At 45.1% G+C, this 21,736-nt stretch carries 22 protein-coding genes; 3 read left to right on the plus strand and 19 right to left on the minus strand.

Annotated features, from left to right (window positions below; genetic code table 11):
• Positions 1 to 41 precede the first annotated feature (41 nt).
• The 4 genes from KTO58_RS10170 to pdhA all read right to left on the minus strand — a co-directional run bounded on the left by KTO58_RS10170 (position 42) and on the right by pdhA (position 3,288).
• On the minus strand, positions 42 to 761 hold the full coding sequence (locus KTO58_RS10170) for a (Fe-S)-binding protein (RefSeq protein ID WP_095839464.1): 720 nt from the start codon (positions 759 to 761) through the stop codon (positions 42 to 44).
• A 129-nt stretch (positions 762 to 890) separates the two neighbouring features.
• Complete coding sequence (gene ribH / locus KTO58_RS10175) at positions 891 to 1,388, minus strand: 6,7-dimethyl-8-ribityllumazine synthase (protein WP_095839463.1); 498 nt, start codon at positions 1,386 to 1,388, stop codon at positions 891 to 893.
• Between the two features lie 58 nt (positions 1,389 to 1,446).
• Positions 1,447 to 2,148 (minus strand): tetratricopeptide repeat protein, encoded by a 702-nt coding sequence (locus KTO58_RS10180; RefSeq protein WP_095839462.1) that lies wholly within the window; start codon positions 2,146 to 2,148, stop codon positions 1,447 to 1,449.
• Positions 2,149 to 2,277: 129 nt separating this feature from the next.
• Positions 2,278 to 3,288: a pyruvate dehydrogenase (acetyl-transferring) E1 component subunit alpha gene (pdhA, locus tag KTO58_RS10185; protein ID WP_225860179.1), complete on the minus strand. Its 1,011-nt coding sequence runs from the start codon at positions 3,286 to 3,288 to the stop codon at positions 2,278 to 2,280.
• Between the two features lie 216 nt (positions 3,289 to 3,504).
• On the opposite strand from pdhA, the gene recF reads away from it, so the two are divergent.
• Positions 3,505 to 4,590 (plus strand): DNA replication/repair protein RecF, encoded by a 1,086-nt coding sequence (gene recF, locus KTO58_RS10190; protein ID WP_095839461.1) that lies wholly within the window; start codon positions 3,505 to 3,507, stop codon positions 4,588 to 4,590.
• On the opposite strand, the gene KTO58_RS10195 is transcribed toward recF, so the two are convergent.
• The 8 genes from KTO58_RS10195 to KTO58_RS10230 form a co-directional block, all read right to left on the minus strand.
• Complete coding sequence (locus tag KTO58_RS10195; protein ID WP_157753050.1) at positions 4,591 to 4,887, minus strand: hypothetical protein; 297 nt, start codon at positions 4,885 to 4,887, stop codon at positions 4,591 to 4,593.
• Positions 4,888 to 4,917: 30 nt separating this feature from the next.
• Positions 4,918 to 5,094 carry a hypothetical protein gene (locus tag KTO58_RS10200; protein WP_157753049.1) on the minus strand — a complete coding sequence of 59 codons (177 nt, stop codon included), beginning with the start codon at positions 5,092 to 5,094 and terminating at the stop codon, positions 4,918 to 4,920.
• A gap of 276 nt (positions 5,095 to 5,370) precedes the next feature.
• Positions 5,371 to 5,511 (minus strand): hypothetical protein, encoded by a 141-nt coding sequence (locus KTO58_RS10205; protein WP_157753048.1) that lies wholly within the window; start codon positions 5,509 to 5,511, stop codon positions 5,371 to 5,373.
• 5 nt (positions 5,512 to 5,516) lie between these two features.
• Positions 5,517 to 5,882 carry a hypothetical protein gene (locus KTO58_RS10210; RefSeq protein ID WP_095839459.1) on the minus strand — a complete coding sequence of 122 codons (366 nt, stop codon included), beginning with the start codon at positions 5,880 to 5,882 and terminating at the stop codon, positions 5,517 to 5,519.
• A 693-nt stretch (positions 5,883 to 6,575) separates the two neighbouring features.
• Positions 6,576 to 6,860 (minus strand): hypothetical protein, encoded by a 285-nt coding sequence (locus KTO58_RS10215; RefSeq protein ID WP_095839457.1) that lies wholly within the window; start codon positions 6,858 to 6,860, stop codon positions 6,576 to 6,578.
• Positions 6,861 to 6,889: 29 nt separating this feature from the next.
• Positions 6,890 to 7,108 carry a hypothetical protein gene (locus tag KTO58_RS10220; RefSeq protein WP_157753047.1) on the minus strand — a complete coding sequence of 73 codons (219 nt, stop codon included), beginning with the start codon at positions 7,106 to 7,108 and terminating at the stop codon, positions 6,890 to 6,892.
• A 576-nt stretch (positions 7,109 to 7,684) separates the two neighbouring features.
• The gene (locus KTO58_RS10225; protein ID WP_095839454.1) at positions 7,685 to 12,010 is read right to left on the minus strand and encodes a DUF6443 domain-containing protein; all 4,326 of its coding nucleotides are present in this window, start codon (positions 12,008 to 12,010) and stop codon (positions 7,685 to 7,687) included.
• Between the two features lie 22 nt (positions 12,011 to 12,032).
• Positions 12,033 to 15,182 carry an RHS repeat domain-containing protein gene (locus KTO58_RS10230; protein WP_225860180.1) on the minus strand — a complete coding sequence of 1,050 codons (3,150 nt, stop codon included), beginning with the start codon at positions 15,180 to 15,182 and terminating at the stop codon, positions 12,033 to 12,035.
• 592 nt (positions 15,183 to 15,774) lie between these two features.
• Here KTO58_RS10230 and KTO58_RS10235 point away from each other — a divergent pair.
• The gene (locus KTO58_RS10235) at positions 15,775 to 16,104 is read left to right on the plus strand and encodes a YciI family protein (protein ID WP_095839451.1); all 330 of its coding nucleotides are present in this window, start codon (positions 15,775 to 15,777) and stop codon (positions 16,102 to 16,104) included.
• A gap of 17 nt (positions 16,105 to 16,121) precedes the next feature.
• Positions 16,122 to 16,409, plus strand: a complete 288-nt coding sequence (locus tag KTO58_RS10240) for a DciA family protein (protein ID WP_095839450.1) — start codon at positions 16,122 to 16,124, stop codon at positions 16,407 to 16,409.
• 54 nt (positions 16,410 to 16,463) lie between these two features.
• Here the strand turns inward: KTO58_RS10240 and KTO58_RS10245 are convergent, their stop codons facing one another.
• The 7 genes from KTO58_RS10245 to KTO58_RS10275 form a co-directional block, all read right to left on the minus strand.
• Entirely contained in the window at positions 16,464 to 17,093 is a 630-nt protein-coding gene (locus tag KTO58_RS10245) for a DUF4252 domain-containing protein (RefSeq protein WP_095839449.1), read from the minus strand.
• Positions 17,094 to 17,128: 35 nt separating this feature from the next.
• On the minus strand, positions 17,129 to 17,656 hold the full coding sequence (locus tag KTO58_RS10250; RefSeq protein WP_095839448.1) for a DUF4252 domain-containing protein: 528 nt from the start codon (positions 17,654 to 17,656) through the stop codon (positions 17,129 to 17,131).
• Positions 17,657 to 17,674: 18 nt separating this feature from the next.
• Positions 17,675 to 18,208, minus strand: a complete 534-nt coding sequence (locus KTO58_RS10255) for a PG0215 family putative anti-sigma factor (RefSeq protein WP_095839447.1) — start codon at positions 18,206 to 18,208, stop codon at positions 17,675 to 17,677.
• Positions 18,198 to 18,713, minus strand: coding sequence for a GFO_1088 family ECF-type sigma factor (locus tag KTO58_RS10260; RefSeq protein ID WP_095839446.1), 516 nt, complete (start codon positions 18,711 to 18,713; stop codon positions 18,198 to 18,200). Before KTO58_RS10260 ends, KTO58_RS10255 begins: the two co-directional genes overlap by 11 nt.
• Before the next feature lie 111 nt (positions 18,714 to 18,824).
• Positions 18,825 to 19,874 carry an ABC transporter permease gene (locus KTO58_RS10265; protein WP_225860181.1) on the minus strand — a complete coding sequence of 350 codons (1,050 nt, stop codon included), beginning with the start codon at positions 19,872 to 19,874 and terminating at the stop codon, positions 18,825 to 18,827.
• Positions 19,875 to 19,926: 52 nt separating this feature from the next.
• Positions 19,927 to 21,015, minus strand: a complete 1,089-nt coding sequence (locus KTO58_RS10270; RefSeq protein WP_095841622.1) for a BT_3928 family protein — start codon at positions 21,013 to 21,015, stop codon at positions 19,927 to 19,929.
• A 57-nt stretch (positions 21,016 to 21,072) separates the two neighbouring features.
• The gene (locus tag KTO58_RS10275; protein WP_095839444.1) at positions 21,073 to 21,621 is read right to left on the minus strand and encodes a DUF1599 domain-containing protein; all 549 of its coding nucleotides are present in this window, start codon (positions 21,619 to 21,621) and stop codon (positions 21,073 to 21,075) included.
• Positions 21,622 to 21,736 lie beyond the last annotated feature (115 nt).

The following is a 21,736-nucleotide window of genomic DNA, read 5'->3' on the forward strand; positions in this document are numbered from 1 at the left end:
TTGATATGCTGATTACGTTTGCTGATGTTAAAATGGGTGATTTACCAGCCGCTGGCTAGTACATCGGCGATATGCATGGTTTTGATAGGATGTCCATGTTTACGGATGTACCCTTCCAGGTGCATGAGGCAGGACAGGTCGGTGCTGATCATATAATCGGCGCCGCTATCGAGGGCATTCATCACTTTTTGTTCTCCCATACCGATGGAGATCGGCTCGAATTTCACGGCGAATGTGCCACCGAATCCGCAACATACTTCGCTGTCATTCATTTCCCGCAGTTCGAGGCCTTTTACGTTGGCGAGTAGCTGGCGGGGGCCATCCTTTATCCCACATTCGCGTAATGCTCCGCAGGCATCATGATAGGTAGCGGTGCCGGGGAGGGATGCGCCTACATCTGTTACATGCAATATCTCTGTCAGAAACTCTGTGAATTCATAGAGGTTCTTACGCAGCATCTTCACTTCGTTGTGGGTGGATGAGTTATCGAACAATTTGCCGTAGTAGTTTCGTACGAAGCCGGTACAGGAGCCACTAGGTGCTACTATATAATCAAATGTGTGAAAATCTTTGGCGAACTTGGTAGCGACAGAGCGGCATTCATTCCAATAGCCCGCGTTAAAAGCGGGTTGTCCGCAGCAGGTCTGATTTGGATTATAGCTGACCGTACAACCTAATTTCTCCAGCACTTTTACCATGTTGAATCCTGTCTCAGGATAGAGTTGATCCACAAAACAAGGTATAAAAAGCTGTACGTTCATTTCCTCATATATTTTTCTTCCGGCAGCGATGCGTAGTCGGGTTGATCCGGTTGGATACCGGATAACGGGAGTGTCTTTGTTACCGGGAGCATTCTCTAATAATAAAAGCTTTTTCTTGTAGCGTAACGGTTACCGGTTGAGTTGTCTCATCATACCGATCATTTTGAGTGCAGTTACTGCTGCCTCTTCTCCTTTATGTCCATGTGCGCCACCCAGTCTTTCCTGTGCCTGTTGCATGTTATCTACCGTCAGTACACCGAATATAACAGGGATGGGTAACTGAAGGTTCAATTGCAGGATACCCTCGGTCACGGCTTTACACACATAGTCAAAATGCGGTGTTTCTCCGCGGATGACACATCCGAATGCAATAATAGCGCCAGGTTGTGTGCCTGTCCCCTGTGTTCTTTCCCAGTATTGTTTACAGGCAAATGGCAGCTCAAATGCGCCGGGTACCTGTAGTTTGGTGGTTTTGGATACGTTGTATTTAGTCAATGCGCGTTCGCAGCCGGCTATCAATTCTCCTGTTACCTCATCATTCCATTCGGTATACACCATAACAACACTGGCATCCTCCAGATTGAGAATGCCAGCATCGTTTAATAAACTTTCGTTATTAATTGACATAATTATAATTTCGATGTCGGTATCGGCAGCAAGGCGATGCTACTGCCGGCACCGGCGATTAATTCTTCACTACACCCAGGCGGGACAGGTATTTATCCATTTCCCTGCCTTCGTTTGTCTGGGGATATTTTTCTTTGATCTCTTTGTAGATAGCTACTGCATCTTCGGGTTTACCAGCTTTTTCCAATGCCATACCAGCACGGAAGAGGTATACGGGAGAGGTCAGTTCGTTATCATTATAGTGACCTGCTTTTTTGTAAAAGTCAATACCTTCATTTGTTTTGCCCAGTTCCATATATGCATCACCGATCAATCCCCATGCGGTCGGCTGTAACAGCTTATCGCTAGCGCTGAAGGATTTCAGCATATCGATGCCTTTCTGGAAATCTCCCAATTTCACGTAACAGATACCGGCGCTCAGTTTGGCGACGTTACCGGCTTTGGTGCCACCGAATTTGTCGGCTACCTGTAGGAAACCGTAGTTGTTACCATCTCCGTTGAGGGCCAGTTTAAAGGAATCCACTGCCAGATAGTTCTGTGCGTGGAAGATCATTTCCTGTGCTTTTTTCTCGTTGGGGGCTTTAACAAACCGGTTGTAGGCGAAGAAACCACCCACTACCAGTACTACTGCGAGCAGGGCGATGTTGATGGTGTTCTTATTCTTTACGTAGAAATCTTCTGCTTTATGCATGGAGCCTTCCAGATCGAAGTCCTGGCTGCTAGCAGGTGCGTTAGTGGCTTTATTTTTAATTTCTGCCATTTGAAGGTTTAATTGATAAATTTTAAATCATTGAGGTATAAGGTTTTTTCTTATTTCCCCCTGCAAATATAAAAAAGGTTAACAATTCACGTTCATTCCGAACGGCTTGTTAACCTTTTTTATAATATCTTAGTCTACAATGAACGGATAATCTTCCTGGATATAAACATCTTTCAGCAGTTCATCATCGGAAGGCCAAGGGGACTCTTCAGCAAACTGAACACAGTCTTCCACTTCTTTCTTCACTTTTTCGTTGATGGCTTCGATCTCTTCTTCTGTCGCCCATTTGTTCTTCTGAATGGTCTTCAGCACTACGTTAATCGGATCTTGTTCTTTATATTCTTCTACCTCTTCTTTAGTACGGTATTTAGCGGGGTCACTCATCGAGTGGCCACGATAGCGGTAGGTTTTGATCTCTACGAGGGTAGGACCGTTCCCTTCTCTGCCACGTTTTACGGCTCTTTCCAGGCCTTCGGCCACTGCTTCGCAGCTCATACCATCGATAGAATCGCTGGGCATGTCGTAAGCATCCGCTAACTTATAGATATCCAATACGTTAGATGTACGCTCTACCGAGGTACCCATGGCGTATCTGTTGTTCTCACAAATAAAGATCACGGGAAGTTTCCACAGCATGGCCATGTTAAAGGTCTCGTGGAGGATACCCTGACGGGCAGCGCCATCTCCGAAGAAACAGAGTACCACATTGTCAGTGCCCTGGTATTGTTCTGCGAAAGCAAGACCTGCACCAGTACCGATCTGCGCACCTACGATACCATGACCGCCGAAGAAATTGTGTTCTTTAGAGAAAAAGTGCATGGAACCACCTTTACCTTTAGAGCAGCCAGTCGCTTTACCATACAATTCCGCCATACACTCGTTAGGAGACATGCCTTTGGCGATCGCCAGTGCGTGATCCCTGTAAGCGGTGATGAACTTATCTCCGGGTTTTGTAGCTGTCATTGCGCCTGCCGCTATTGCTTCCTGTCCGATGTACAAGTGGCAAAAACCGCGGATCTTCTGCATACCATACAATTGGCCCGCTTTCTCTTCAAAACGGCGCAGCAAGAGCATCAATTCATACCAGTACAAGTACGTTTCTTTGGTGAACTTCGTCTTCACTTCTGTTTTTGTAGCCACTGTTTCTTAATTTGTTCGCAAATATAACAGGAAAATCCTAAAAACTAAATACCTGACGTAATTTTGGGATTTAGAACTATTTCCAGGCGGCGGTTAAACATTTAATTGAAGGTATTGGCCGAGAAGGAATTAAAGATATATCTAATTAAAAATACGGATCAAGCGGGGCTTCCCTGCCCTCCCCTGCCGGTTTGGACGACTTAAACAAGAGATCATTTGCTGACAGTACGACATATATCACTGGTACAATTTAAAAATTATACACAAAGCCATTTCCGCTTTCATAAAAGGATTATAGGCATCACCGGCCGCAATGGCTCCGGCAAGACCAACCTGCTGGATGCCATCTATTACCTGTGCTTTACCCGCAGCTATTTCAACAGTGTAGAGAGCCAGAACACCCAATATGACAGCAATGGTTTCCGGATAGAAGGGCTGCTGGACAAAGAAGGACAAGCAGGAAAGATCATCTGTACCGTCAAAGATGGGAAAAAAGATATCTCCCTGAATGACGAGAGCTATGACCGTTTTTCCCGGCATATCGGGCAATATCCTGCCGTGATGATCGCCCCGGATGATGCCGAGATCATCCTCGGTGGCAGCGAAGAACGCCGTAAATGGCTCGATACCCTCCTGTCACAGTTATATCCCGGCTACCTGGATCACCTCATCCAATACCAAAAGATACTACAACAAAGGAACAGCCTGCTGAAGTCTGCCGCTACCCAATCCGGCAGCCTGGACAGTCTGCTGGAGGTATTCGACGAGCAGCTGGTACAACATGGCACCCCTATCTTCGAATGCCGGCGCGCTTTCCTACTGGATTTCATCAACCAGGTGCAATCCCGCTACGACTTCCTCGCTGGTAAACATGAAGTAGTCAACATCCGCTATGTATGCTCCTTACTGGAGCAAGACCTGGCTACCCAGCTGCGGGTCAACCGTCCGAAAGACCTGCTCTTGCAACGTACCAGCGCCGGTATCCATCGCGATGACCTACTATTCCTGCTGGATGACCATCCCATGAAAACCAACGCCTCCCAGGGTCAGCGTAAAAGCTTTCTCTTTGCCCTCAAACTGGCCCAGTTTGAAGTACTCAAAAACTTTAAACAATTCCCTCCGCTCCTGCTACTGGACGATATCTTCGAAAAACTGGATCAGGAAAGGGTCATACGGCTGATACAGCTGGTGAGCAGCGATGCCTACGGGCAGGTGTTCATCACCGATACCCATGCAGAGCGGGTACAGGCGGCTTTTGCTCATGATCCGGCATGTTTACAGTTGATTGAAATGGAGGGGTGATCAGTGTTTTATATGATGGCGTATTAATGCTACCGCTGCTTCCACCGGCATATCTGTGTTTATTTCCAGGTCGGCGCCTTCTCGGAGTAAAGGCTCTATCTCGTGCTTCAGACGCAATACACGTGCTATTTCTTCCTTTGACTGTCCATAGGCAGTACCCGACCTTGTCTGCAAACACTGCACGATGACTTCATCAGGTGCAGTGAGTAATATCACATGATCAAACTGATCCAGGAACTTTTCCATATTACTGGCTGTGCCACTTACAAACAACACATCGTTATCATTCTTTGCCAACAGATCATTTACACGTTGCTCATTCCATACTCAGTCCTTGCCTGGTTTTACCTCATTGTCAGCATACGCAGCCCCCAGCGCTGCATCTACCCCTATGGAGTATTCCGCTGTATCCAAATCGACAGCGGCATAGCTCCTTGAAGCTAATGCCGCTGTTAATGTTGCTTTTCCAGTGCCGGACATGCCGGTGAGGAGGATCTTTTTCATTACTGAGAAAGATAAATTAATTTCTTTTCTGCATATCCTGCAATAATCGGATTATTACTATTGGCTAAAGGTTTAATATAGTTAATAGCCGCTGAAATTCCGATCCGGGCAAGCGCCATGATACGATTTCCTCGCAAATTGAAATGGATTATTATAACTCAAATACTCAACCTCTATTTCTACTGCCAGATACAGCCATTCAATTGTATCAGTGCCTGCGATCATATTTAACAAGAGGCGATATCTTCGCCACTATCGACGAATAGCACTGAGGAATTATGCACTTGCTTTTCTATGACTAACTTGATCCACTTCGACGCCCAGTTCCTCATCATAATTCTTTCCGTCAAAGACAAACTGCTCGTCGGTAATTTTTCCGGAATACAAAGTGATAAGCGAGGCTAAGTTGTCTTTCATCTAACTTATTTCCCTTTCAAAAAGTCTCCGAATATATCTCCGAATTCTGATTCTAAACCCTTTGCCAAGCCCAATCCTGCATCAGCCTGTAGCAGAAAATTTCCAGATTTATCTTTTACCGTTATCAAAACATCAAGCTTATTTTCTGCTAACTCTTTCGATACCTCTATGTCAGCTCCTGAAAAACTAAACAATCCACTTACCGAACGACAACCAACAGCAACCATATATAATACTTCCTTTCGATCTGGTACAGCCAGCCTTATCACTATTTTCTGCAAGCTATCTGTATATCCCTTTATCTGAAATTTTGCACCAGCGTACGAATTCAGCAATTCATTTATTTCGTTTAATTCAGTTACAATATTCATAGGTTACCTAATTTACGTCCAATCGTTTATTTCCTTCTTATCTCCCACCTCCCATTTTCACGATACAGTTCTGCTTTACCGAATAGATTATATTTCGCCATATAAGGATACTTACTTTCAATGAAAACCTCAAGCTTAAATGTAAGTCTTATTGAAGCGAATGCCGCTGTTAATAAAGCCAGCTATATTTGTAAAGCATTTACTATTAGTTGTTATTTCTTTAGCAAATATTCAATACTAAATAACATCCGTTTCTTGCTATTTAGGAGCTATCTACTTTTGTTTACTTCACTACGATATACGATCAATAGTCTTTTTTTAGTATTTAAGACAACCAGATCATAGTCCGGGAAGTCAAAATTAGTAAGTTGAAATATAACAGGATCTTCTTTATGCACATATTCATTCGAATAAATTAACGGTGCAACTGGTCCTTGCTTAAATTTCCTCTTTTTACATTGCTCAAATAAATCCTGGTATTCTTCATCATTCAATTTTATAGCAAAAAATAAAAAATTACTGCCATCAAAATCATCTGCCTTTTTAGTTTTTTCAACTATTTCTGCTCCTAAAGGATTTTAAATCCTGAAATCTTCTCAGCCTCTGAAAACCTAGTATAATAAAGATATCCATAGGCCATTGGAATAATGATAATAGCAGAAAGCAAAAAATACGTTATTTTTTTCATGTGTATCAGCGAATTGAATTCATGTTTTTAGCTGAATTAATACCATAGTATATAAAATTAGGTTTTGCCATTGAGGGACTATTATTGTAAACAACTCTTGTAACAGTTTCAGCCAAGAGCCCTCGTTTACTATAAAGCTTTGGATCGAAATCATAAACATCGAAGAAACCAATAGCCTTACCACGCTCATTAAATGTTACCGTTACACTACCAATCGCGAAATCGAATCTCTCATTACCATAAAAACTAATAACGTTTTGATAGTAAATATTTCCTTTAGCATCCACCATTTTCAATGCCCCATTTTTCCGATAGTTACCTACAACAGACTCGGCATAGGCAACGATTTCTGCAAATTCCCTTTTTGTAAGCTTCCCAGTAAAGGTTCTATTTCGTGTTTCAGCTGCAATGCGGGTGCTATCTCTGCTTCTGACTGCCCATAGGCGGCACCTGTTCTTTTCAGCAAACGCAGCACAATCACTTCATCAGGTACAGTAAGTAATATCACATGATCAAACTGATCCATGAACTTCTCCATATGACTGGCTGTGCCAATTACAAACAGCACATCGTTATCATCCTTTGCCAACAGATCATTTACACGTTACTCATTCAATACTCAGTCCTTGCCTGGTTTTACCTCATTGTCAGCATACGCAGACCCCAGCGCTGCATCTACCCCTATGGAGTATTCCGCTGTATCCAAATCGACAGCGGCATAGCTTATTGAAGCTAATGCCGCTATTAATGTTGCTTTTCCAGTACCGGACATGCCGGTGAGTAGAATCTTTTTAATCCTAAACTAGGTATGTTATAGGTTTTTAGCTATTAATTCATAAAAAATTGCTCCTATCCAAAGTACTCCTGTTAAAAAGAAACATAGTCCGAATACTTTATGTTTATATCTGAAAAAAAGTATTCCACCTACAACAATTAAAAATGGTCCACTGAAAAACACTTGGATATATGAATGAAGGGGAAGTAATGGTAAGTAACTATAAATGATCTTATAATTTTGCAAAAAATATAATAAAATGGGATAAACTAGAATTGCTCCTATAAAGTATAGGAAAGCTAAGAACATATTTCTCATTGGAATAACCATAATAATGATTTAATTATCTACTTTTCTTTTCTTGTTAAGATCCGCTAAAATCCTATTTACAACTGCTTTCAAAGCATATTCATCAATCTTGCCATGCTCATTGGTAATACTAGTGACATCTATGTTCACTACCTTCGTTTGGCTTCCCTCTTGCGTTTTATTTTTGTCCCCATGTGACCTTACAATGGAGGGATTAGTTTGATAAATATTTATGTTCTTGTCTACATTTGAGGACACCGTCCTATTAATATTATTTGATTCAGGTCCTGCGGCAGCATCCACTGTAATTAATAAGGAAACGGGGACGCTGTTTTTTTTCAACCTAGCTGCCAAATGCATTGCCAATACTCCTCCATAGCTGTATCCTTCCAATACTATTTTTCCACCTTCAACATCTTTACCATTGTCTTTATTATAATTTGCCAACACGTAGTCATAGGCGCTTTGCGTCGCATTATCCAAACTTTCCGCGTTGAGATGAAATGTATTCCAATATTTAGAATAAAAGGATTCTGCATTTCCACCTTTTTTATTGAGATATTCCTGTTGTAACTGTTGAATAATTAATGGAGCACCTCCTTTCCCCTTTTTTCCAAAAATATCTGCACCACCAAAGGCTACAACAACGTCACCAGGATCTTCTCCTTTTATATCAATAAATCTAATAGGATTGTTATAAGTATAAGTGTATGGAGAGATCCCTTCGTATTTCTCAACTTTGGGATCGGCAACTCCCCATCTTCCATTTTGCAGATCATACGTCCTTGCACCATAGTCATACCACTCCAATCCTGATCCATCTCCGAACTCCTTCGACTGTAACTCTTTCCCATTGTATTGATACTTATTCTCCAACGGCCCAATGGCTTTATTACTGATCCCCGCCATCGTCAATCCAAATGGATAATAATGTGTCTCCTCCAGGATAGGCCCTGCGGCTCTACCCACCATTACATTATCAAAGAACACATCCTGCTGACTTTCATTGGAAGTATACACATACAGATAACCGCTCTTGCTCATCACCCTCTTATCGACGGCTAACTGCTGCAACTGATCCGGCTCTGCTTTCACCTGTTTCACCCCGCTGTTATCTTCTACTAAGTTAAACTGCTCGTCGAACAATACAAAGTTGAGGTAGGCTTTAGGTTTATCGGGCTGATTCGGGTCCTGGTCACGTTCTTTCAGGCGTTGGTAATCATTGCTGTAGAAGTTGCTGGTAAAAGGACTGTTACCGGACTGCTGCGCATTGCCATGTATCGAGGACTCCTGCGTGCTGGTGCTGAAGGCGGCCGCCAGGTCGGCGACCATATCTTCTACCGGGGTAGCGATTTTGTTATTGGAAGGTGCTTGTGATTTATAGAACGCCTGGGCACTCAGCTGGATGGTGTCGCCAGCCATTACTTTCAGTACCAGCGACGGACCGATCTTTTTGCCACCGCTTTTGGCGTTCAGCTTGGCGGTGAATTCGTTTTGATCCTGCCCGGATGGATAACCCACAGGTTTGGCCGTACGCGTCTCTTCGATATTGCTAAATAGCGCATTCTCTTTCGCTGCATTGGATGATTCCATCGTAGCGGCATACATGGAGAAGTCCGTCTGTTCGGTCAGCACCATGCGGGTATTGCCCAGGTGGTCTTTTAAGAAATAGTCGAATACCGGCCCACCGGCTACCCAGCGTACCCGGCCTTCTTCGTGCCAGAAGAACTGCAAGGTGTCATTCTGGTAGACGAACCCACCGATGTAGTCGGTGATAGTGGTTTTAGGAGTGCCACCGGTATTATCTACCACGGTCTTACGCAGTTTGGCGCCTGCGGCATCATACAGGTAGGAGATAGTGCCCTTACCGGCTACGGTGATCTGCACCGGCAGGTTCAGGTGATTATAGGTGATACCACCCGCAGCGATACCTTTGTTGCCATCCTGGGTCAGGTTACCGTTGCTGTCGTAGGCGTAGTCGTTCGTACTGGTGCCATTGATCTCTTTAAAGTCTCCCAATGTGGAAGTAGGATCATTCACCGCATCGGTCACACCTTTCAGTTTATTACTGTTCGCTAAATATTCATACGTCAGCTGATCGATCGGGGCGCTACTCGTGCCTTTCAGACCTTGCTGGGTCATGGATTTGATATTACCATTCGCATCGTAGGCGGAAGTCGCGTTCACACCATCTCCCATCTGCATGCTGAAGTTTTTCGCGCCGACAGCCCAGGTGCTGCCATTCCCTTCGGTGAAGTCCGCTTTCAGCAGACGGTTAGCTGCGTCGTAGCCGTAACCATAAGAACGACGTTGTCCATCTCCGGCACTCCGCCAGGTAGCACCGGCGATATTGCCGTTGTACTGGCTGGCAGTATAACCATAGTCATAGTGCAGCTCCGTACCGAAGAAATGTGTTTCGTTGGCGGTAATGTAGTTTTTGTTGATCCCTTTCAGCCAACCACGGATGTTGTAGGCATAGTTCAGTGTCTCCAGGTTATTTCCCAGGGTTTTGGTCTTCAGCTGCCCCATCGCGTCATATTCGTTGGTAGCGAGTACTTTTAAAGGCTGATCATTCACCTGTTTACGTACCGTGAGTAACCGGCCGGCATCGTCATAGTCCAGCACCGTGAGTATACGGGTAGTGGTAGTAGGGACACTCTTCGCATTGTTATGGTATTGGTAAGTGCTGAGCACCTGGCCACTGAAAGCACACAAGGTGCTTATCACATCCTGGTTGCCACTCACATTATCAGCAATGGCCTGTATTACCCGGCCTTTATCATCGTAGTAGGAAGTAGCAGTGAGCCACTGATTAGTGCCCAGTACACGCACTTTAGTACCGGTCACCATCCCGCGGGTCATAATGCTGGCAGCGGTGGCTACTTCGCGGGCAGGATCTGTACTCTGGGGTTTACTCAGATCGGCAGCCCGCAGCGCATGTGCGCCCGTGTAATCGTAGTTATCGTAAAAAGTATAGGTCAGTGGATCGACTTTGTTCGCGTCCAGGGTAGGCAGCGGGTTGGTAACCGTCAGTATGGTAGTTCCCGACTTACCTCCCGGTACGATCTCCCCTTCTGTATCCATACTGTTGGTATCAAAACCAGTTGTAAAATCTATGCTTTGAGAAGCCTGGTATTTGGGTCGGCCATCATGTTCACTCGCGGTCAGTACACCCGGCACCGGGAAGTCGTACGTAACTGTTGTCGTATTGGAAACCGCGGCATTCATGCCCGTCTGCAAGGCATCCCGGGCATCTGTGCTGGCATAAAAAGCCGTCATAGTAGGTCGGTTCAGCCCATCGTAAAAGGTGACCATCCACTTGCCGGCAGCAGCCAGGTTACCATCTCTACTGAATACTAGCCGATCGCGGACATCGTACACGAGCTCCGTAGGCGCCGTTACACCCGGCACCCGCTTTTCGATCATCCGGCGGCGGCCATCGTATTTATACTGAAAACATAACTCCTCCGCTACCCCGGCAGCAAAGGTCCAGTTATTGCTGATCAGGGATTCCACCGCTTTCGGTGGTAATACGATGCGCAGGTTATTGAGATCATCGTATACGTAGTAGGTACAAAGCCAGCCGGTATGTCCATCCGCTACGTTATCAGCCAGCTGTACTTTCTTGAGGATCACCCGGTCTTGTTTGTCTTTGAACTCCACAATACTTTTACCACGTTCGTCCTTCACCACATTTTTGTACAGCTCACCTGCCGGGTAGGCACCCACGCGGGAAGGCAAAGTGCCGTTAATAGGCATATCCCAGATCGTTACCGCATCAGCGGCCGTGTTCACCAGGTACTCCGTACCCGTAGGGCGGTTACCGCCTGTACGTGCCCAGCTGTTACCCGGTGCGTAGGATTTCATCACCCGGTTCAGCGGAGACGCTTCGAACTCCGTCTCGCCGTAGTAAACAGATTCTCCAGGGTAATATCCGCTCATAAACTGCGACTGCTCTGCAAAAGGATTTGTCTTAAACTTCCCATCACTACCCGGAGATACATAAGGCAGGTATTTAAACTGCTCCCGGCCGAAAGCATCGTACACCACCGGAGCAACGATATCCTTCTCACCGGTACCCATTCCTTTACTTACCGTCTGCAATAGCCGTCCCAGCCCATCGAAGTACTGACTACTCTGCTTCACCTGCCGCACGTTATTGTTACCAACTACAGCCAATGTATCTATGATGGAAACGGATGGCTCCCAGATACGTGTAAAATTAATAACGTTCATATTTGTATAAGGAACAGGCAATAACTGTGGAATAGCATTTGGTTGGTTCTCTCCTGTCGGTTGTTGTGCCCAACTAATAATATAAGGAAACGAAAACAGAATAGATAGTATCCATTTCATAGATCTGCACTTACTTTTGATATTACTGTATAGGCGATTGATATTGATAATCAAATAGTCGAACTATCTTGCCCTGATGATCTCTTACAACTTTTAGTCGCCCCCACTGATCATATTCATAAAAAGATATCTTACCAGACGGATCTGTACTAGTAGTCAATCCTACTAAAGGAGAATAAGTATAAGTATTGATTATAGCCTTATCCTTTAAAGCTTGTCTTAATTTCTCCAATTCTATTCTCAACAAATTCTCATCTGGCAGCGAACTATTAATAACATTCATATTTACGATACTAATAGCCGTTTGATAATCAACCCCTACTATTTCCGCTACTGGATATTTATCAGCATATCCCCATATAAATGAATGAATAAGTCCGTCTTGTCCCGTATATTGTTGAATATTCCCTTTACTTCCATATTTATCAAAAGTGCTACTTAGAAATGATGGTTCATTTCCATACTGTTTCTCAATATTTGATAGCAGTATCAGATTTCCCGCATAAAAATTGTAATTATTCTTTTGTCTAACCACTATCTTTTCATCATTTAATGCTATCTCTTCTACTACAGGAGAAATTATATTCCGACTGATCATCGAATCATAGACTGGCACACCAGCAAACTCATGTGGGTATTTTTTTGTTGTAGTTATTATATCATTATTACTATTTCTGGTTTTTACAAAAGTGGGTAGGGCATGGTTCTTGTTTTGATAAGAATATTCTTCCGTGTTTATAAGCGACACCCCGTCTTTAGAACTGTATGTATATTCTTCTTTCCGTTCAAGCCTCACCCAACCGGAATTATAAGTAAACACCTCATATACAAACTCTGCTGGTATGGCTGTACCTTGTCCTGGCTGCAACTCATGTTTCAAATAGGAAATTCGAAAACATGGTACTAATTCTTCATTTTCTTCAGGATATCCAGGTTTGTTGTCTATAGTAGGATGAATATTTGTTTTATAAACGTTTCGTTCCTTTTTGACAGGCGCCCAGGTATTTAACCCATCGTCATATCGTTCATATACTGTTTCAATATTTAATCCTCTGCACCAATCTGGCATAGTGTACAAATCCCCATTTATATCCTCTTGTTTTGTAGAAAAAGTATATCGAATTCGTCCCATATATCCAAGCGAGTCCCGTGTAACAGTAACATGACGATATCCAATAGGCAATTCTGCCCTATCCGACCCTAATTCGGGGTATGAAGATGCATTGTTAATATTATACTGACATTCATATGGACTTGCATTAAGCATTGTTCTATTAATGTAAGTACCTAAATTATAAGGAGGGTAGTGATTATAGTTAATGCTATACTCCCCTGTCTGAGGATGGTTGTAGTTAAAATATTTTTTTACTGCCGTTCCTGACAAAGCAAAATCAGTCATACTCGCTATTCTTACACCACCCACAGGAATGTTCTTCCATACATAATATGCACTATCTATTTCCCCTGTTATACCTATATACCTGCTGGCATTTCCCCTCCCCGCAATACTTAAGCTATATTGTCCAGGGCCAAGACTAATAGATTCACGACCACTTTTACCGAATGTTCTTGAAATCCCCGGCCCTGTTAACCTCGCCTGAGAAAAATCGTCTGCTAAATCCCAGTATATCGTTATACGATTAAACAACATACCAGGAGCTATCTCAAAGTCTTTTCTTGCCCCTAGTTTATCATTCGATAACTCTGCAATATTTACTGTCCGGGTTGTGATCTCGCGCTCTTGTTCTCGTGTCATATGCGGTTCATATCGAAAAGAGGTATAGCCACCGGTTGGATAGGTCATCTTAGAAATCATCCAGCCGGTTTTATATGTACCGATCGTACTCCTGTTAGCGGTTCCACCAAAATAAATCGCTGGAATGAGCGAACGATTGTTATTGGCTCCATTGTAATACCCCCAGCTATCTTGTGCAAAAGATAAACGTGCTGGAAGTTTTATGGACTCCTCATAATCAAATTCATATTTCCCTTTCCCTTCTTCCTCAACTGCTGTTAATTTAAGCCGGGAATTGAGTGATTGTTCCTCAATAGAAGTATTACTGTTATAGGTCAAGGCTCTGAAATAATCATAATAGAAGTTAAAACGCCTAATTAAATTTGTATGTGATTTTATTTCAATTTTTGTCAAGGCATTCCCGTATCGTGTATTTTCAAAAGCAATATCTTCCCTTGGTTGCGTAGAATAGGCAAAATTTATTTCGAGTGCCCCATCATCCGATGTTATCCGCCTTAATCGCCGTTGGATCGAGCGGTTGATATTGGCATATAACTTATCATTAATCGTTAATTGTGGGCAAAAACCTGTCACTCCTCCTGGTTGTACATATCTGATCTCTGATAATCCCTGTAGATAAGTGACAGCGACTTCATCATATTCAAATAATAACTCCCTGCCTTCATTTGTAATCACCTTTTCCAAAAAAAGGCTTGAAACAGTAAATGTCGGATTAGGCCTATTTTTACTGCCTATGATAGGACGCTCATCCGTATTCGAGGTTTCCCGTGCGTTAAATAAATACTTATTTCCTTCACTATCTATAATTTGTGCACCTCCCTTGTCAATTTTAATATTTGCATAGGGAATGGGAATAACCCGGGAAATATCATAATCATAAATGAATTTCCCGGACATCCCATTGACTGTATAATAGTATATATCCTGTTGAGTATCATAGTTCCCGCTAATAATAACTTTAGCCCACTCATAGTCACTCATCACTTCTCCTACTGGGATATTCTGATCATGAGGGTTGAATTTAAATATATCAGCTGGTTTATGCCTTATCTCTGACTTATCGTTACCACCTCTAATGCTTGCAGTAATAACTCCTCCCGTATTCAGTACCCATCCGAGCCCTACTGAAGATGCTATTTCATCGACCTTAATACCATTCGACGTATAATCTAGGGATAATGGTAATTTAAATGTCCCTAATTGTATCGTATATAAAGGAAGTTGAATATTTGGCACTCCATTGAATAGATTTGTACTCAACTCTCCATATTGACCAAGCTTAGCTGCATCAGGAGTTGGCGGTATAATACGCAAATGGTCATTTCCAGGAAGTGGTGGCGCTTTCTGAGCAACGGCATCTTCCCTAAACATCATTTTCACCATGAATATCAACAATAGTAGCAATCCCTTTTTCATAAATAAATATTTCATTTTGTCCTTTTCTTAATATTCTTTAACACTTCCAATTACTTGCTCTTCACAATCATATGCAATATGTGCTCTTCATTTTTTGACATTAACCTTTTATTCATCATTCTCTGGACCCGCCTATCTGCAGCCACGTCTTTTGCTGTAGGCATTTCTGACAAATGTTCGTGTGTCTAGATATCTTGCCCAGTCTAAGCCAGGTACTTTTTAATCTGCTATATAACGGGAATCAAGTGGGTTACGTAATAAATATACCCACCACTTAATACATGGTAGTTATGCACGATCTATTCTACACAGACATGTACATTGCTATTCTCCTCGTAAAACTTTAAGGAAACAAAAAGCGAAAGATTAACAGACAAATAATTAATAGTACAGATTTCATAAGTATATATATTTCGATCAAAACAATTACCAGGGGGTTTATTCTCAGTTAAGATATAATGCTACATTCCACACAAATTAACACCAAATTCCCCATTCCTCAAGACAACTTTTTCCACACCTTTCCCCTCTCCACTCCCCCAACTTTCCGTACCTTTCCGTATCATTTTTTCAAACCGGATAAACCACGCTTATGCCCAATTACATCATTCTGATGCGGGAACCTGACGGCCGCACCGGCACACATACTCGGGAAGAAATAGCTGCTCACCAGCAACACTGGCAATCCTGGATGGGCCAGTGGCGATCCAAGCTCACCGGCGGCAAGGGGCTTACCCTTAATGGCAGGCTGATCAAGGGCAGGGATGCCCAGGTCAGCGATGGCATCCACCAGGTAGGCACGGAAATAGTAGGCGGATTCCTCCTGCTTACCGCTGATAACCTGGACGAGGCGGTAGAAATTGCCCGGGGATGTCCTATTTATGAATTTGACGGCTATGCGGAGGTGAGAGAGTTACAATAAAGGCCTATCTTTGTGCTATGCGTTACGGATTTACCAGTATTGGGGATGCACTGAATGAATATATCAACAAAAGCCGGATGAAACCCCGGTATATGGAGGTGCGTATCCAGGAGAACTGGGAAAAGTTGATGGGGAAGACCATCGCCCGTTATACGCAGAGTATACAGCTGATAGACCATAAGCTCTTCATTTCTACTTCCGTCGCTCCCCTGAAACATGAACTGAACTACTCTAAAGACAAGATCATCAAGCTGGTCAATGAGATGTTAGGCGAAACGGTCGTCAGGGAGGTCATCATCAAATAAAAAAAGCCCCGGCATACTAACGTATACCGGGGCTTTCTCTTTCTGCTAATGTTGTTAGTGTACGGTAGCCGTGGTGGTGAGTGCGGTATTGGAAGTAACGCTACTGTCTTTGGCAGGAGTGCTGACAGGCGACTGCTCCTGCAGTTCTTTAGCGACCTCCGGTTTCAGGAAACCTTTATTTCCCAGCTCTTTCATCACGAAGTCAAGGTCCGACATCTTCAGGCGGGTACGGAGGTGTATCATCACCATCTGGTCGTCGTCGTTGACCAGCACGACGAGGTTGCCGATCTCGTCGTCTTTGCCGCTGTTCATCACATGGACGATATCACCGTCGCTGCGTACTTCCATCAGTGACTCGAAATGTCCTTTTTTTACCAGCTTCTGTTTCAGGGCGGCAATATCGTCTGGGTTGATCACGCTGCGGCCGTTCTCCGACTCGATGGTGTATATTTTGATACCCCCTACTTTGCCGAGTATACGTTTCAGGTTTTTGGTGTCTTCATCGCCTTCGGCAGGTATTACCCAGCTGGCCAGCTTTACAAAAAAACCGCCTACACCGATACGGTGGGTTTCGGCTTTGTCTACATACTTACGATGGAACTGGCGCAGATATTTCTTTTGGGCCAGGGCTGGTACGGCCAGTACCGCTACTAATACGAAGGTCAGGATGGATATACGTTTCATAACGAAATGATTTTGGTATAACGATAATCAGGTAATTACAGTTTCTTTCTGTCCAGTTTATTGAGTTTGTCAAAGCCGCTGATGTTCAGGTTACCGGCGATCTGGGAGATCTCGTTGAGGTCGATATCGCCGACCAGGCTCATGGCTACAAACTCATCTTTTCCTCCTACCAGCATGACCAGCTCAGCGATGTTGCCATGGCTGTTCTCTTTGACCATAAAGCGGATGTCGCTGTCGCCGTCCCGTACGACCATCAGGTCTTCCAAGTCTTTACCCAGGAAGCTGGTCGCTTCTTTGAACATGCGTGGTCCGTCTTTGGTGTTCTCTTTGGCCAGGATACGCAGCCCTCTCAGTTTCTGTATCACCTGCATCATGCGCTTGCCCTCCACAGAATTTACCGACACTTTGCTGAACATGCTGAACATTTTAGGCGTAATGCTCACCAGGGTAAAAGAACGGTCAGACTCATACTTCTCAAAAAATCGGTCTATAACACTCCCCTGTTGCGCACTGACACGCAGGCTCCCCAAAACCAGCAACAGTAAAAAAAGACGCTTTTTCATAATGATCTATTAAAATACTCAATTCGTTTCTTTGATACGATCGGTCGCCTCGTTGAAATAGGTCAGCTTCTCCATCTGACGGGTACCTTTGTTCAGGTTCTTGGCTACCAGCGCCAGGGCTTTCTGTGCTTCGGCAAAGGCCTTTTCCGGATCGTCGTAGGTATCCCGCTGTGCGAGCGGTGTAGCACTCTCTACTTGTTTGATATGTGCCCGTTGTACGCCATATCCGATACCGGCAACCATCAGCAGTACGGCGGCATATTTCATCCAATGCTGCCAGGGACGTATCGTCTTGCCGGCTCCACCCTGTATTACCTGCATTGGCGGCCGTTCGTGGAAGTCCGGCCAGCTGATGTCCGCCTCCGGCAACTCCAGCGCCAACTCATGCTCCAGGCCGAAGTAGGCAAACAAAGGCGCCGCTTCCCGCAGGTCTTCGGGCAGCTCCTCACCGGCATGTGCTGCAAAGAAAGCCTGCAATACGGCCTCTTCTTCCAGGGAAGTCTCCGCCTCCCAATATCTTTTCAGCAGCTGCCTGATCTCTTTATATTCCATACACCTCCATGTTTTGTAGTTTTTCCCGCACCGCCTTGCGCGCCCGGTGCAGGTTAATCTTTACTTCACTCATCTCCACCTCCAGGATATCAGCGATCTCCTGGTAAGAGTAACCGTCCATATCGCGCAGCTGTATGATGGTACGGTATTTCTCGGGTAAGGTATGTATGATGGCGTGTACCTTCTTCATCACATCCTGTTTCTCTGCCGCCATATGCGGGTCCTGCTGATAAGCTACCGGCACATGGTCTGCCCGCTCCAGGTCCTCCGACATGCGGTACTTCCGCGACTTGATCTTATCCAACGCCAGGTTACGCGTGATGCGCATACACCAGGCCTCCAGGTTCTGCAGTTCCGCCATCCGCTCCTGCTGATGCCATACTTTTAATAGTGCGTCCTGAATGATGTCCTTCGCATCCTCCTCATTCCCCAACAGGCGGAATGCGAAGCGGTACAGCTTCTGCCTGACGGGAACGACTTGGGAAAGGAACAATTCTAACGACATAAGGACGACAATTCCAGCTTTCTGTGTGTTTGTATATGAAGGAGACGACTGCGGAAATGCTTTGTTACAAAAAAAGTGGACTTTTTTTCCATTTTTCATTAAGATCAGCCACTATAGCTTGATCCGGGGATCTATCAAGGTATATAAGAGGTCGGCCAGCAGATTGATGATCACAAAGATACCGGCCGTAAACAGTACAGATCCCATTAATACGGGGAAGTCGAACTTCTCCAGCGCATCTACCGTGACCTTGCCGATGCCCTTCCAGCCAAAGATATATTCTACGAAGAAAGCCCCTGCCAGCAGCTCGGCAAACCATCCGGTGATGGCTGTCACCACCGGGTTCAGGGCATTAGGCAGCGCATGCCGCCAGATCACCGCCCGCCGCCCCAGCCCCTTGGCATAGGCCGTCCGGATATAGTCCTGGTGCAATACGTCCAGCATAGCCCCGCGGGTCAGCTGTACGATGATGGCTAGCGGCCGGATGCCCAGGGTGATGGCCGGCAGTACCAGGTTGCCCAGGTTCAGCTGCCGCCCGGCAAAAGGATCGGTATCGAAAAGGCTGCCCGTCATATGCAACCCGGTATAAGCACTCAGTACAAAACCAAATAAATACGCCAGTACGATGCCGGCAAAAAATGAAGGGACCGATATCCCCGCCACACTGGCAAATACGGCGCCCGTATCCAGCCAGGTATGCTGCTTTACAGCGGACAAGACGCCCAGTGATATCCCTACCACCGTGGCGAACAGCATAGCCGCCAGCGCCAGCACCAGCGTACCGGGCAGCGCCTCCGTCAGGATCTGCCATACCTCTTTTTTCCCCTGGTAAGAACGACGCAGATAAGGCGTCTTCAACGCCAGCACCCGATCGCCCGGCAGCGGCAACAGCGCCACCCCGTGCAGCTTATCCTGCAAGTCACTACGGGCATGTATACCCAGCGGGGAAAGGTCGTTAATATAGCGCAGGAATTGTGTACGCAGGGGTTTGTCCAGGTACAGCTCTTTGCGGACATTCTCCAGGGAGGCCACATCCGCCCGCTGCCCCAGTGTCAGCCGGGCAGGATCACCGGGTAAGACGTTGAACAGGAAAAACACCAGCACGACCACACCAGCCAGTACCAGTAATCCATACCCGGTCTTTCTTAAGAGGAATCGCAATACCGACAAAATTTAATATGGCCAGCAGGCTGTCCGCATACCGGCCTTATGATCAGGGAATATCGTTATAATGCCATTTACCTTTTATCGTTCCCTTCTCCAGCAATATCAGACAGGGATTACTACGGCCGGCCGTCTTGATAGCCACTCCGTCCATCTGTACAAACGGGAAGTTAAGGCCGTGTTGCTGTTTGAAAGCATCAGTCGCTTCCTTGCCCGATGCAGTGATACCGTATATCAGGGCGCCGGAACCGGCAGCTTTTTCCTGGATGCCTCTCATTTTGGCATCCCAACCGCTACCGGCTTCATCTACATTCTTGACGAGGAACAGGTATACCGGCTTCAACTCCGTCAGGATCACCTGCGTCTGGTTCACACCGTCAAAGTCGGTAAGTATAAAATCTTTGATCGCCGGCTCTGCATTCCCTTTCTTCACCAGCTTATCCTTACGGTCTACATAGACCCATGCGCTGTCCTGCCAGGGATAGTTCTCCATGGTGAACTCCTTTTTCTCTCCGTTCTTTTCATAGATCAGTACCGTCTCAAATACATCTGGTGTAGCGCCGGGAGGCAGCTTCATCTTGTCCGGGATATTGTTACCCACCTTATAAGCCAGGCAGTCTACAAATGGTAAGTGACGCAAGGTATACCACTGAATGCCGAAAGAGAAAACGGTGAAAAGGATCATCAGTGTTCCCACTGCTTTGGCGCTGAACAATGGCTGGATACGATCCCGGTAGATAAAGATCACCAGTATCATCACCAGCAGCGCTACATCCTTGTAGAACGTACCTTCGGCAGACAATTTGATACAATCGCCAAAACAACCGCATTCGCGTATCTTACCGCTATATAGTGCAAAGCCTGTCAGGAAAGTAAAGAACAGGATCAGCAACAGCAGTAGGAAGGAGAACAGGCGCATCCGGTATCCCAGTAACACCGCCACACCGGCAATGATCTCAAAAGCATTCATCAATACAGAAAATGCCAGCGAGTAAGGGGACAGGAACGTCAGGTGCAGTACCTCGAAAAACTCTTCCATCTTATAGCTCAGCCCCAGCGGGTCATTCGCTTTGATCAGACCGGAAAAGATAAACAGCACTCCTACTATAATGCGTAACAGGTTTAGGACGATCTTCATAATTGCTTTAAATAAGGTAGTGTATAAGATAGCCTTTTGCAAAGGCATGGACAATCATTATTTAACGGGCTGTTCGCTGATCTTGATCAGCGCAAACAGCGCGTAGTTGATGATATCTACCAGGTTGGCATCGATACCTTCGGATATCAGGGTCTTGCCGTCATTACGGACGATCTGCCGTATGCGTAGCAATTTGGTGAGTATCAGGTCTACAAAAGACTCCTGGCTCATATTACGCCAGGCTTCTCCATAGTCGTGGTTTTTGTCGAGCATCACCGACTGCACAAAAGCGGCCTGCTCTTCATACAGCCGCAGCGCTACTTCCACTGGCAGGTCTTCATAGGGATTCCCATGTTCCCCTAACTGAATCAGCCCGATAATACCATAGTTGACGATGGCACGGAACTCTCCGTCGATATTTTCATCCACCTTCTGCGTCCCCAGCTCCTGTATATTACGAATACGCTGCGCTTTGATGAACAGCTGATCAGCCACCGCAATAGGACGCAATACCCGCCAGGAGGTGCCGTAATCCTTCGCTTTCTTGCCAAATATTTCCTTACATACCGCCAGCGCCTGCTGGTATTGTGCCAATGTCTGCTCCATAAAAAGATATACCGGGTGTTAGTACCGTTCAACCATCATTTCGACCGTATATAATGTATACTGTACTGATGATTAAACGATTAATAACTGCTTTGTTTTAAATTTGCAGGGCAAA

The organism is Chitinophaga pendula, from assembly GCF_020386615.1.
In the GTDB taxonomy this organism is placed as follows: Bacteria; Bacteroidota; Bacteroidia; order Chitinophagales; family Chitinophagaceae; genus Chitinophaga; species Chitinophaga pendula.